Annotated in this window: 13 protein-coding genes; 10 read left to right on the top strand and 3 right to left on the bottom strand. The window is 51.2% G+C overall.

The window, feature by feature from the left end:
- Positions 1-41: 41 nt before the first annotated feature.
- Positions 42-413, bottom strand: a complete 372-nt coding sequence (locus ACFVTB_RS06750) for a hotdog fold thioesterase (protein ID WP_387747036.1) — start codon at positions 411-413, stop codon at positions 42-44.
- A gap of 308 nt (positions 414-721) precedes the next feature.
- Between ACFVTB_RS06750 and ACFVTB_RS06745 the strand changes: the two genes are divergently transcribed.
- The 6 genes from ACFVTB_RS06745 to ACFVTB_RS06720 all read left to right on the top strand — a co-directional run bounded on the left by ACFVTB_RS06745 (position 722) and on the right by ACFVTB_RS06720 (position 7,026).
- Positions 722-1,663, top strand: a complete 942-nt coding sequence (locus tag ACFVTB_RS06745) for a putative sporulation protein YtxC (RefSeq protein WP_387746643.1) — start codon at positions 722-724, stop codon at positions 1,661-1,663.
- 406 nt (positions 1,664-2,069) lie between these two features.
- Positions 2,070-4,007 (top strand): threonine--tRNA ligase, encoded by a 1,938-nt coding sequence (gene thrS, locus ACFVTB_RS06740; protein WP_387746642.1) that lies wholly within the window; start codon positions 2,070-2,072, stop codon positions 4,005-4,007.
- A gap of 82 nt (positions 4,008-4,089) precedes the next feature.
- Positions 4,090-4,692, top strand: a complete 603-nt coding sequence (locus tag ACFVTB_RS06735) for a 3D domain-containing protein (protein WP_387746640.1) — start codon at positions 4,090-4,092, stop codon at positions 4,690-4,692.
- A gap of 61 nt (positions 4,693-4,753) precedes the next feature.
- Complete coding sequence (locus tag ACFVTB_RS06730) at positions 4,754-4,918, top strand: hypothetical protein (protein WP_387746638.1); 165 nt, start codon at positions 4,754-4,756, stop codon at positions 4,916-4,918.
- Positions 4,919-5,150: 232 nt separating this feature from the next.
- The gene (locus ACFVTB_RS06725) at positions 5,151-6,563 is read left to right on the top strand and encodes a methyl-accepting chemotaxis protein (RefSeq protein WP_387746637.1); all 1,413 of its coding nucleotides are present in this window, start codon (positions 5,151-5,153) and stop codon (positions 6,561-6,563) included.
- Positions 6,564-6,645: 82 nt separating this feature from the next.
- Positions 6,646-7,026: a hypothetical protein gene (locus ACFVTB_RS06720; RefSeq protein WP_387746635.1), complete on the top strand. Its 381-nt coding sequence runs from the start codon at positions 6,646-6,648 to the stop codon at positions 7,024-7,026.
- Positions 7,027-7,114: 88 nt separating this feature from the next.
- Here the strand turns inward: ACFVTB_RS06720 and ACFVTB_RS06715 are convergent, their stop codons facing one another.
- A complete protein-coding gene (locus ACFVTB_RS06715) occupies positions 7,115-8,410 on the bottom strand; it encodes an ammonium transporter (protein ID WP_387746634.1) in 1,296 nt (431 codons plus the stop codon).
- 271 nt (positions 8,411-8,681) lie between these two features.
- Between ACFVTB_RS06715 and liaF the strand changes: the two genes are divergently transcribed.
- From liaF to ACFVTB_RS06695, 4 genes are all read left to right on the top strand, one after another.
- Positions 8,682-9,695, top strand: coding sequence for a cell wall-active antibiotics response protein LiaF (liaF, locus tag ACFVTB_RS06710; protein ID WP_387746632.1), 1,014 nt, complete (start codon positions 8,682-8,684; stop codon positions 9,693-9,695).
- Positions 9,696-9,702: 7 nt separating this feature from the next.
- Positions 9,703-10,746, top strand: a complete 1,044-nt coding sequence (locus ACFVTB_RS06705; RefSeq protein ID WP_387746630.1) for a sensor histidine kinase — start codon at positions 9,703-9,705, stop codon at positions 10,744-10,746.
- 13 nt (positions 10,747-10,759) lie between these two features.
- Positions 10,760-11,407 (top strand): response regulator, encoded by a 648-nt coding sequence (locus tag ACFVTB_RS06700; RefSeq protein ID WP_387747033.1) that lies wholly within the window; start codon positions 10,760-10,762, stop codon positions 11,405-11,407.
- An 80-nt stretch (positions 11,408-11,487) separates the two neighbouring features.
- The gene (locus ACFVTB_RS06695) at positions 11,488-11,901 is read left to right on the top strand and encodes a YugN family protein (protein WP_387746628.1); all 414 of its coding nucleotides are present in this window, start codon (positions 11,488-11,490) and stop codon (positions 11,899-11,901) included.
- Between the two features lie 94 nt (positions 11,902-11,995).
- Here the strand turns inward: ACFVTB_RS06695 and ACFVTB_RS06690 are convergent, their stop codons facing one another.
- Positions 11,996-12,124, bottom strand: a complete 129-nt coding sequence (locus ACFVTB_RS06690; protein WP_387746626.1) for a hypothetical protein — start codon at positions 12,122-12,124, stop codon at positions 11,996-11,998.
- Positions 12,125-12,141: the final 17 nt, after the last annotated feature.

Genomic DNA, 12,141 nt, shown 5'->3' with positions numbered 1-12,141 from the left:
CATCAAGACATATTAATCACAATGGTCGATCTAGCCCGGCCCTAGCCTCTCACTTTCGGGATAATACCTACCGTACAGCGCGAAATGGAAATAAGCTTGTCCGCTTCATCGGTTATTTTAATATCCCAAACCATTGTTGTACGGCCTTTGTGCAAAGGCGTTGCGATAGCGGTAACGATGCCGTCCCGCTTGGTGCGAATATGGTTGGCGTTGATTTCCATCCCGACCGCCAATTGCGTATCCTTGTCAATCAGATGAAAAGTACCTACGCTGGCGACAGTTTCTGCAAGAGCGACCGAGGCGCCGCCATGAAGCGAGCCGAAATACTGCTTGGAAGCGGGCCCTACCGGCATCGTCGCTATAACCCGTTCGGGCGTGCATTCGGTAATTCTCATATTCAGCGCGCCAAACATCGATTGCTGGTAAGCTTCTTCGCTGTCAAGCATAAACCATTTGTAATTGTTGTCGTCCATTGTCCATTCTCCTTGTTGTTTCCGGCTGCGTGCATGGTTTCGGATTCTTAGGCTGCTTATTTTATTTTACCGATAGGCTGTTCTTTATTTCAATGCTATTCGATAATGGCTGGAAAAAGCCGCAGCATGCGCCTATAACGACGGGTTCCACTCATGTATCACCGCTCGCTCACTTCCCAATCTCTTCATCGTATATCCCCATAGCCGGGGCCATATACTGTTTATGGGGAACGAAAGGGGTGGATCTTATGGAACTGTTCACGATAACGCTGCCTGCAAGCATTGAGCAAGCGCTGGCGAAACTAACGGCCTTACTGACAGATAGTATCTCCGACGATTTACATAAAGCGCAGGGCTCCAGCCGCGCGCTGATCCGCTATACGCCGCATACCGGCGAAATCGTCAGCTGCGAAGCGATCCTGCCGCATTTTCAGCTTGCCTCGCATGGCACAGCCGTTTATCGTTCCGCCGCCAAGGCCGTTGCCGAATTTATTGTGACGGAGATGGAGCCGCATATTTTATCGGCCATTATCCGCAGAAAATATCGGGAGCATTACGCGGTGGACGCACCGATGATCGAAAAGTATTGTCATGAGCTGCTTCACGGCAGCGAATGGGACGGTCTCGGAACGAAATTTCTCGACGCCGACAAGCAGCGGAGAAAATTAAAGGTCTCGGAAGAAATCGAGCATTATTTGCAAGGACACACGTCACTTCATTTGGACGGCTTTACGATGTTTCGACTGCAGCCTTACCGCAAGGAGCTGGCCGAAATTGTCGATTATGCGCTGGATGAATACGTGCTGGATAAGCAATATCAGGAATTTATTTCGCTGCTTAAATATTTTGTGGGCCTTCAGGAATCGAAAGTTCCTTTAGTCCATCTCGTCCATAAGGGCAATCACGAGTTCGTTATGTACAACGAAAAGTTTCAGCCTTTTGAGCCGAAGCCTCATTCCGATCGGATGGTAGCGGAAATGCTGGAAACGGAAATGAATATTGAGGATATGGTGATCAGCTCTCTGATCGCGGTATCCCCTAAACAAATTATGATTCATACGAGGCAGTCGGATATGCAGGTAATCCGCACCATCGAGACGATCTTTGACAACCGGGTATCGGTATGTCTTCAATGCGTCGATTGCAGCCCTTGCTTCGATGTCGCCAATAACGGGCTTATTCAGCCTTGAACTATTGACCGGATGACGATAGAGGGCTATAATGATCCACATAACGCTATGAACAAACAACGGCAATGACGAAGACAAGTATCTGCTCAGAAGCCTGCCCAGAGAGAGGAAACTCGGCTGCAATTTCCTTCATGGTATGAACAGATATACCCCTTTATAGCCGTGCGGTTGAACCGCGGGCATCGCTTTTATAGGCGATTGCTATCGCGAAGTATGCTGCGCCGGATCTCTCCGTTATCAGAGCATACAAGGATCGTCGTCTCCTCTTAACAGGTGCGGCGGATCGAAGTAGGGTGGAACCACGGGTATAAGCACTCGTCCCTTTGCGGGACGCGTGCTTTTTTTGCGTTCATTGGCCGATTCGGTTTCCTTTGAGGGAACGACAGTGAAGAGAGGATGAAGGAAAATGTCTATTCAAGTTACTTTTCCGGACGGAGCGGTTCGCGAATATGCCGCCGGAACGACAATTGAAGAGGTAGCCGGTTCGATCAGCCCGGGCCTCCGTAAAAATGCGATTGCCGGCAAGCTGGACGGCAAAGTCGTTGATGTTTACACGCCGATCGAAGCGGACGCCGCTATCGAGATCGTAACGGTTGAATCGGCCGAAGGCCTTGAGGTATATCGCCATAGCACGGCGCATTTGCTTGCGCAGGCGATCAAGCGTTTGTATGCAGACGCTAACGTAAAGCTCGGTATCGGTCCTGTTATTGAAGACGGATTCTACTACGATATCGATATGGATTATTCGTTGACGCCTGAAGATCTGGTGAAGATCGAAAAGGAAATGGATCGCATCATTCAGCAAAATCTCGACATCCGCCGCCGCGTCGTCACTCGCGAAGAAGCGCTCGCCGTATTTACCGACATTGGCGACAATTTGAAGCTTGAGCTGATCGAAGGCATGCCGGAAGGCACGGTGCTGACGATTTACGATCAAGGCGAGTTTTTCGATTTGTGCCGCGGGCCGCATTTGCCTTCGACCGGACGTATCAAGTCCTTCAAGCTGCTTAGCATTGCGGGCGCTTACTGGCGCGGCGATTCGAAAAATAAAATGCTGCAGCGCATTTACGGTACGGCATTCGCCAAAAAAGCGCAGCTGGACGAGCATTTGCATTTCCTCGAGGAAGCGAAGAAACGCGACCACCGCAAGCTAGGGAAAGAACTGAAAATGTTTACGTTCTCCCGCGAGGTTGGCCAAGGCCTGCCGCTATGGCTGCCAAACGGTGCAAAAGTGCGCCGTACATTGGAGCGTTATATCGTTGATCTTGAGGAACGTCTCGGTTACGAGCATGTCTATACACCGGTGCTCGCCAATGTCGAGCTATATAAAACATCCGGCCACTGGGAGCACTATAGCGAAGATATGTTCCCGAAAATGGACCTCGACAACGAGGAGCTTGTGCTTCGTCCGATGAACTGTCCGCATCATATGATGGTGTTCAAAAGCGAAATGCGCAGCTATCGCGATCTGCCGGTCCGAATTGCTGAAATGGGTACGATGCATCGCTATGAAATGTCCGGGGCGTTGACAGGCTTGCATCGCGTGCGGGCTATGACGCTGAACGATGCTCATATTTTCTGCCGTCCGGATCAAATCAAAGAGGAATTCGCTCGTGTCGTCAACCTGATTCGCAAAGTGTACGAGGACTTTGGCATTAAAGATTACCGTTTCCGCCTGTCCTACCGCGACCCGCAGGATACAGAAAAATATTTCCAAAACGACGAGATGTGGGAAATGTCGCAGCGCATGCTGCGCGAGGTTGTCGAGGAGCTGGAGCTTCCGTTCTTCGAAGCCGAAGGCGAAGCGGCTTTCTACGGACCGAAGCTCGACGTGCAAATTAAGACGGCGCTCGGCAAGGAGGAAACGCTGTCAACTGCTCAGCTCGACTTCCTGCTGCCGGAACGTTTCGAACTGGAATATATCGGAGACGACGGCAAGAAGCATCGTCCTGTCGTCATTCATCGCGGCATCATCAGTACGATGGAACGCATGACTGCTTTCCTGCTCGAGAACTTTGCAGGCGCTCTGCCGCTCTGGCTGTCGCCGATGCAAGCGAAGGTTATTCCGGTTTCGACCGCGTACGAAGGCTACGCGCGAGATGTGGAAGAGAAGCTGCGCGAAGCGGGCATCCGCGTCGATAGCGATCTTCGCAACGAGAAGCTGGGCTATAAAATTCGTGAAGCGCAGTTGGAGAAAGCGCCTTACATGCTGATTGTCGGCGACAATGAAGCGCAATCCGGCAGCGTATCTGTTCGTAAACGCGGCGAAGGCGATATTGGCGCGAAGCCGGTCAGCGAGCTGATCGCTCTGCTTCAAGAAGAAATCGCGAGCAAAACGATCTAAATCACGCGTATAACTGCATAACGATTTTCGCATAAAGCTTGTGCCATTGGGGCAATATTCTTCTGAGGAGGAAGTTGCCCACATGGTTACAAGCTTTTTTGTTGATATAAAACGGATCATTACGATCCGAACCTGCCGCATACATGCGCTAGCACTCTTGGCGACTGCGTTTCTGTTAATGACGGTTATATGCCCGTCGGCGGCTTCGGCTGCTGCTGAAGCGGGTCTGAAACCGAAGGAAACGGTCACGGCGTATGAGTTTGCCAGGGAACAAGCTTTAGCGACGGTAGAAGTCGTTGCAACGGGTTATACTGCGGGGGTTGAATCGACAGGCAAGCGGCCAGGACATCCGCAATACGGCATCACGTATTCGGGGGTGAAGGTGCGCCGCGGCCAAGTGTCGACAGTCGCCGCAGATCCGAAGCTGTTCCCAATCGGAACGGTGCTTTACATTCCAGGCTATGGATACGGCGTTGTCGCCGATACCGGCTCGGCTATTAAAGGCCGGAAGCTTGACCTCTATTTTGAGACGACCAAGCAGGTCTATTCGGAATGGGGGAAAAGAAAAGTGGCTGTACAGGTGCTTCGCAAAGGGACAGGCAAGCTTTCGCAAAACTGGCTGAACCAGGTCAATCTTGCCTTCGAAGCGGGCAAACCGATTCCGCAAGCATACCTGAAATCGTAGCGGGGATGTGCATAATAACGACGGGCATTGCCATACTAGAATCGACGGGGAGGTGACAACATTGGCTAAAAACAATAAAAACAACAAAGCGAACCAGAACAATCAATATAACGCTGAGTTCGCGGAAGATTTCAACAATAACCAAAACAACTCTCAAAATCAACAAAATCAACAAAATCAACAAAATCAAAAAAACGCGAACCAGGCATCCCAAAACAACCAGTAATAATAACGGGAGCCGCTTAGCGGTGTAGACGGCTTTGCGCAAAGCCCGAAACAATACTTAATGTGGACACGGTAAGAAGGAGGAACCGACAAAGGTTTCTCCTTCTTTTTTTGACGTGATACGACAAGAAAACGTTTACGCCTGTCGAACGATAAGCTATAATGTGAAATAAAAATTTTCAAAAATTTTACTGCACACTTTTGATGGCGACAAGGAGAGGTGGCGTTCGATTATGGCTTTGTTTGACGGCTTCAAACGCCGTTCCGGCAATGGCCCGGAGACGGTCGGCAAGGAAGAGTACGCCCAGTTGACGCAATTGATGAATGAATCGGTCGTCTTATCGGATCAGCTTAACGCTGCCGTGGACGAGGTTGATCAAACAATCGGAGATTTATCGGCCGTCGCCGATTCCTCCGCCGTCCAGGAGCAGCATTTGCGGGCTCGAAGCGAGCAGGCGATGAATCGGATCGAACAAACCTTCTCGGCACTGCAAGAGGTGTCGGCCGCAGCTGCGGAAATTAGCGGCGCTTCTACGCATTTGCATGAGAAAAGCAAGGAAACGACCGAAATTGTACTGGACGTACGCCGCTCTCTTGCGAATACGGATCAGGTCATGAACGATTTAAGACAGCAAAACGAGGCGATGGAACGGCATATTAAGCAATTGATTGATCAGACGTCGCATATTACGGAAATAAATGAGCTGATTCGGGAGATCGTATCGCAAACCTCGCTGCTTGCCCTTAATGCATCGATCGAAGCGGCACACGCCGGGGAATACGGCAGAGGCTTCTCTGTTGTCGCTCAGCAAATTCGAAAGCTGGCCGAGCAAAGCCATGAAGCGGTTACCCGTTCATCCGGTATGGTGGAGGAGATAGAAAAAGGAGTGCAGCTGGTTGTCGGTTCAGTCGAGAACGAGCGGACTGCCGTTTCGAGAGGGATTGACGAGATGAGCGTGAACAAGGAGCGCATGGATCTCATCTTTTCGCGAATTCATGAAGTGAACGAGCTCGTTCATCAAACGAATACGGCAAGCACCCAGCAGACGATACATATGAACGGTACGACGGAAATGTTGAGAGAAGTGGTTGATTCCGTGAACGATACGCTGGTCAGCGTCGACGGCACTTTGCAAATGACGAAGAAGCAGCGTGAGATGATCGGCCGTCTAAACCGAGTAGGCCGCAATTTGCAGAAATCGTCGACGGAGCTATCGCAGGCGGTAGACAGAGTCGGCCTAAATAAGGGCTCAACTGCAGCGGAAGAAGGAGCCGGACTTAATACCGCCGCTTTGCAGGAATGGCTGCGCGGCGCGGCCGCCGCTTCAGAGCTAATCGGCATGGATGAGGTCAGCCATCGGCAGTCGCTTACGGAGCTGCTTCGTTCGAAGTCGGAAATCGAAGCGATCTGGTCCAATCGAGAGGACGGTTCTTTTGTCTTCTCGCTGCCGGAAGCCGGACTGCTGAATGCAAAGGGAAGAGAATGGTGGAGAAAAGGGATGGCCGGCCAGTCGTTCAAGTCCGGCGTCTACGTATCGGCGATTACGAAAAAGCCGTGCGTAACGATAGCCGTACCGATTCGTTCCGCCGAAGGGAAAATCGTCGGCGTTGTCGGGGCTGATATTACGATTCGGGCCGGTCTATAAAAATAATAGTTTTCAAGCGGCACTGGTTTATTGTATGATAGGTTATGTTAGTAAATATAACATGACAGTTGGGTGAGTTATTATGACGGATCCGATTATCCATACGCCTTATGCTGCCGCTCATCACCGCAAGGCGGCCGATGTGCTCCCGTTTATCGATCGTTACATCTCGAAGAAAGAACAAGAAATCGCGGAGATCGAACAGATGGTTGAGCGTTATGAAACGCGCCGGATGAAGGAAGAGCGCGCTTATCAGTCGATGTCTACGCTGCGCCGGCTGCTGGCTGGCAAGAAGCCTGATCACCATTTGGCGGTCGAATATATTCATTTCGTTAAAAAGCCGATGGAGAAAGTTCGCGAGCTTCGTCAAGAAATTGAGAACGTTCGCTCGATCCAGCAAAGCGCAGGCTTAAACGACATCATCTCCGTATCGTCGGATCTGGCCAGCGAATTGAACGGATAAAGGCGCATGGAGCGCTCTCAGAGTAACAAAAACGGCGTCCCGTCAGGGACGCCGTTTTTTACTGCCGCTATGCTTGTGCGCCGATTGATCATTTGCTTCGCTTCATTGATTCCATGTCGATAAAGTCGGTATCGCTGCTGTAGGCGGGAACGCCGTGAATGCCGACGTCGAGTCCAACAAGCTCCTCGTCCTTCGAGACGCGAACCGGCATGACTCTCCGAATGAGCCATAGGACTGCCAGTGTAACAAAGAATCCCCAGACGGCAACAGTGAGAAGTCCCAACGCCTGCACGCCGAGCAGATTCCAGCCGCCGCCATAAAAGAGCCCGTAGTAACCCTTGCCGACTCCGGCGCTTAACTCTGGCTTGGCGAATAATCCGACCGCAATCGTCCCGATGCTGCCGCTGACGCCATGAACGGCGAACGCGCCGACCGGATCGTCGATCCGTTTGCCTTCAAGCGCTTCGGTCGCCAGCACCATAGCGATGCCGCTTACCGCTCCGATCAGGATGGCCGCGCCGTCGGAGACGAATGCGCAGCCCGCTGTAATGCCGACAAGGCCGGCCAAGGAGCCGTTAATGACCATCGGGGGGTCCGCCTTTTTGTAACGAAACATTGTGAACAGAATACAGGTTGCGCCGCCGGCCGCCGCGGACAGCATCGTCGTTACGGCGATATGTCCGATGCCGGTATGAGTGGCGCTCAGTGTGCTCCCGGCGTTAAAGCCGAACCAGCCGAACCATAGAATGAAAGCTCCTACGGAAGCGAGCGGCAAATTAGACGGAGGGACGATGTTCACTTTGCCGTCTGCGCCGAATTTGCCAATTCGGGGTCCAATGAACATCGCTGCAGCCAGCGCTGCAAAGCCGCCGAGACCGTGAATGACGGCAGAACCGGCGAAATCGATCATGCCAAGCTTGCCGAGCCAGCCGTCCGCCGACCAAACCCAATGTCCCGCTAGCGGATAGATCAAGCCCGTCATGGCGATGGTGAACAAAATATAGGCACGGAAATGGATGCGTTCCGCGACCGCCCCGGATACGATGGAAATAACGGCGATTACGAAAGCGCATTGGAACAGCCAATAGGTCTCCTGCGTAATCGTCAAAGCGATATGGGACAAATCCCCCTTGAGCATAAAACCGTTCGTACCGATAAATCCTCCGGCATCTTTGCCGTACATAATGGCAAAGCCGACAAAATAAAAAATAAGAGCTCCGAAAGCGATGTCGACGAAAACCTTCATAATAATGCTGACCGCGTTTTTCTGGCGGACGAAACCGGCTTCCAGCAAGGCGAAACCGCCTTCCATCAACAGAATCATAGCTGCCGTTAGAACGACCCAAATCGTATCCAGTCCTTTGGATAATTCGATTATGTCCATTGTAATAACTCCTGTTCCGAAAATAATGATTTGATGTTATGTTTCATCTCTCAAATTAGCTCGTTCATCATTATAAAGATTTAAAGTTAGCTATGTCAACGAAAAGAGTTATGTTTCATGACGTGTGAGATTCAAACCGTGAATGGCGCTGCTTTTCGCATCGGTCTCGAGACCGAGATCAAGTTCAATCGGCCGTCCCTGTTTAACGGTAAAAGGTTTAGTTATACTTAAAATTAAATTAGAGGAAGGCAAGAGTAGGAGTTGAATAATAATGAATGGAAACTTTATTAACCGCTTGTTTGTTGGCATCATCATCATCGGTATCGGCGTCTATTTTCTGCTCCGGCAAACCGGTCAAATCGACCATGACATCGATCTCGGCTATATTTTTTCGACGTATTGGCCGGTTTTCCTTATTTATTTCGGCGGTATGAGCCTTCTTTCCGGACTTTGGAGCGGCACCGGATCCGGCTGGTGGGGCGGCCTCGTGCTGCTGATCGGCTTATCGTTCCTCGGCCGCAACCTAGGATGGTTTGATTGGTCGATCGGCAATCTGATTTCTTACTTTTGGCCGGTTGCGATCATATTGGTAGGATTGAATATGCTTCGTCGGCCTCGCAAGAAAAAGCATCATCATTCAGAAGAGGAAAAATGGAAATCGTATACGGGCTATGGGGAGCATGGGAGCGATGTGCCGCCAGCTCCGCCGCTTCATCCCGATCCGACTCAAGCGGGAGACGCGGAGACGGACGGTCAAACCATTCATAACAACGAAAATAAGAGTGCAGCTTGGAACGAGGATGCAGGCTCTAAGAAAGAACATCGCCGTGAGCGTCGCGAGCGCCGCTATCATCATGGTCAGAGCATGCAGTCGGGAGAGTACGACTACTGGAACGACAGTCCGGACGCCCAGAACCGCTCCAACTTTATCGGAGATATCCACATTGGCCATGACTACTGGGAACTGAAGCCGATGAACATTTCGCATTTTATTGGCGACACCGTGCTCGATTTGACAAAAGCGCAAATCCCATACGGAGAAACGAAGCTAACCATTTCTTCTTTTGTCGGGGACGTGAAGGTGTATGTGCCAAACGACTACGAGGTCGGCGTGCAGGTGATTTCGAGCGCATTCGTCGGGGATGTCAAAATTCTCGGCCATAAGGAAGGCGGCTTCTTTAAAAATTTAAATATCCATTCTCCTTCCTACCACGATACCGATAAAAAAATAAAACTGGTTGTCAGCACGTTTGTTGGAGACGTACGGGTGACGAAGGTGGGGTAAACGCGTTATGATGGTTCGGTTTCTGCGAAGCGGCAAGTGGGAGCTCATATTTATGTTCGCGGCTTCTTCAGTCGCTTCGCTGCTGCTCGGATTTGCGGCATGGCTTGGCCTTATTAAGGAAACGGGACTTACGGAGGCGCGCGTTGGCGCTGCTTTCGTTTTTCTGCTGGTGAGCGCCGTTTTTGGTTATTGGGCCGGCCAGCGAATGCAGCGGCGTATAGATACGCTCCAACTGGCATTAAAGCAGGCGAATAACGGCAATTATGACGTTCAAATTACGGAAAACGGCGCTTTGTCGTTTGCGGAAGCATACCGGGAATTTAACGAATTGGCGGAAAAAATGAAGGAAAAGATGAAGCAGCTGCAAATGGCGGGCGAAGAGCAGGTCATGATTGCCACATCGAATGAAGCGGCCGTTCTAGAGGAACGAAAACGGCTCGCTCGCGATCTCCACGACACCGTCAGTCAGCAGTTGTTTGCGATACATATGTGCGCTTCTTCGCTTCCTAAGCTGCAGGAGATTGACCCCGTAAGGGCGGCATCCGTTCAAGATCAGCTCATTCAAATGTCGACGCTGGCGCAGAAGCAGATGCGCATATTTATCGCCCAGCTTCGCCCGCTTGAATTGGAAGGCCGAACGCTGAGAGAAGCGCTAGACAAATGGTTTCCGGACTACTGCCGGCAAAACGGCTTGCAAGGACAGCTGGATTGGCGGATCGAAGACGATTCACTGTCGGAAGCGAAGGAGCATCAGCTTTTCTTAATCGTGCAAGAAGCAATGGCCAATATCGTCAAGCACGCCCAGGCGCAGCATTGCTCGCTGACGCTCGCCGAGACAGAACGGCAAATTGTGCTTGGCTTGCAGGATGACGGCGCAGGTTTTCGCGTGAACGAAGTGAAACGAGGCTCTTACGGATTGTCGACGATGCGCGAGCGCGCGCAAAAGCTGGGCGGTGACACCGAAATTATTAGCAAGCCGGGAAGCGGCACAAGAGTGAAGGTTACGATTCCTAAAATAGGGCAAGGAGCGAATCCAAGTGACTCTGAATAATACATTAAAAATTATGATTGTCGATGACCATGAAATGGTAAGAACCGGCTTGCGCACCTATTTGATGCTGGAGCCGCGTTTCGAAGTGATTGCCGAAGCGAGCGGCGGACAGGCCGCTCTTGACTGGCTGGAGCAACAGACGGAGGATCGTCGGCCGGATCTTATTCTGATGGATATGATGATGCCCGGCATGAACGGCATCGAAACGACCAAGGCGATAACCGATCTCTACCCATCGCTTAAAATTGTCATGCTGACAAGTTTTCTGGAGGACGATAAGGTGTATGCGGCGATTGAAGCGGGTGCGGTCAGCTATGTGCTGAAGACGGTATCGGCCGAGGAATTGATCTATGCCTTGAACGGCGCGTCCAAAGGAATGCCTGTTATGACTGCCGACGTTTCGCAAGCGCTGACGAGAGGGCTGCGCCAGCGGACGGCGCAAAGCGGCGACGAGGGTTTGACGGAACGGGAAAAGGAAGTGCTGCTCCTGATCGCCGAAGGCAGGTCGAACAAGGAAATCGGCGAAGAGCTTCATATTAGCATCAAAACGGTAAAAACGCATGTCAGCAACCTGCTGATGAAGTGCGAGCTGGATGACCGTACGCAGTTGGCCGTACTGGCGCACCGGAAAGGCTGGGCTAAAAAAGAAACGGGCTCATAATGCCGAAGCGTTTCGTCCATACTACCTTTTAGCATTTCAATTAAAAGATCGTTGAGAGCAAAAGGAGCGGACGAGAATCGATGATGCCACTTTCTTCTTCATTGGAATCGCGTCAAGAACATTTTACCGAGCTGCGCAATCTGCTAGAGCAACAGGGCTTTTCGCTCGGGGGCAACTGGGACTATACGAACGGCTCGTTCGACCGGGCGCTGGACGAGGCGCAAAAAGTATGGCTGCGCATTCCGTTTCAAGTGATTACAGGTCATGTGGACGATTCGGCGCAAGACCGGGATGCCAAGATTGTGCTCGGAACGCCTTACGTGCTGAAGCACGTCTATAATGAAGGAAACGATCTCGGCGGGAATGGCGGTTTGGTCAGCGGGCTATTTAATCAATTTCAGCCGCCCCTTGATCCCGATGCCAGAATCGAGCCGAAATGGCTGAGCCGGGCGAAGAAAGCGCTAGAGGAAGCGGAGCAGGCCATACAGTCATAGGCTGCCCTCCTAACCGCATAAATCAGAAACACCGCCGAAGGATTGTTCAGCGGTGTTTTGATTTTTATGGTTGATTTTTATGGAGAAGAAGCAATTAGTTGAGAATCCATTTGAAGGCGCGAATAAAGAGACGTGGTATATAGACGACCAGTTCCAGCGCTATTTCAAAAAAGGCGGAGCCAGTCTCATACTTGGACCTGGACAGTTTAGGTTTTCGGTTCATCTATCAATCTCCTTTAC

Source organism: Paenibacillus sp. NPDC058071, from assembly GCF_042885235.1.
GTDB lineage: Bacteria > Bacillota > Bacilli > Paenibacillales > Paenibacillaceae > Pristimantibacillus.
This window is presented reverse-complemented; position numbering and strand designations above follow the sequence as displayed.

Bases quoted from the DNA above. Each gene is read 5' to 3' on its own strand.
- ACFVTB_RS06750 (WP_387747036.1), bottom strand. From the start codon at position 413: ATGTTTGGCGCGCTGAATATGAGAATTACCGAATGCACGCCCGAACGG.
- ACFVTB_RS06745 (WP_387746643.1), top strand. From the start codon at position 722: ATGGAACTGTTCACGATAACGCTGCCTGCAAGCATTGAGCAAGCGCTG.
- thrS (WP_387746642.1), top strand. From the start codon at position 2,070: ATGTCTATTCAAGTTACTTTTCCGGACGGAGCGGTTCGCGAATATGCC.
- ACFVTB_RS06735 (WP_387746640.1), top strand. From the start codon at position 4,090: ATGGTTACAAGCTTTTTTGTTGATATAAAACGGATCATTACGATCCGA.
- ACFVTB_RS06725 (WP_387746637.1), top strand. From the start codon at position 5,151: ATGGCTTTGTTTGACGGCTTCAAACGCCGTTCCGGCAATGGCCCGGAG.
- ACFVTB_RS06720 (WP_387746635.1), top strand. From the start codon at position 6,646: ATGACGGATCCGATTATCCATACGCCTTATGCTGCCGCTCATCACCGC.
- ACFVTB_RS06715 (WP_387746634.1), bottom strand. From the start codon at position 8,410: ATGGACATAATCGAATTATCCAAAGGACTGGATACGATTTGGGTCGTT.
- liaF (WP_387746632.1), top strand. From the start codon at position 8,682: ATGAATGGAAACTTTATTAACCGCTTGTTTGTTGGCATCATCATCATC.
- ACFVTB_RS06705 (WP_387746630.1), top strand. From the start codon at position 9,703: ATGATGGTTCGGTTTCTGCGAAGCGGCAAGTGGGAGCTCATATTTATG.
- ACFVTB_RS06700 (WP_387747033.1), top strand. From the start codon at position 10,760: ATGATTGTCGATGACCATGAAATGGTAAGAACCGGCTTGCGCACCTAT.
- ACFVTB_RS06695 (WP_387746628.1), top strand. From the start codon at position 11,488: ATGATGCCACTTTCTTCTTCATTGGAATCGCGTCAAGAACATTTTACC.
- ACFVTB_RS06690 (WP_387746626.1), bottom strand. From the start codon at position 12,124: ATGAACCGAAAACCTAAACTGTCCAGGTCCAAGTATGAGACTGGCTCC.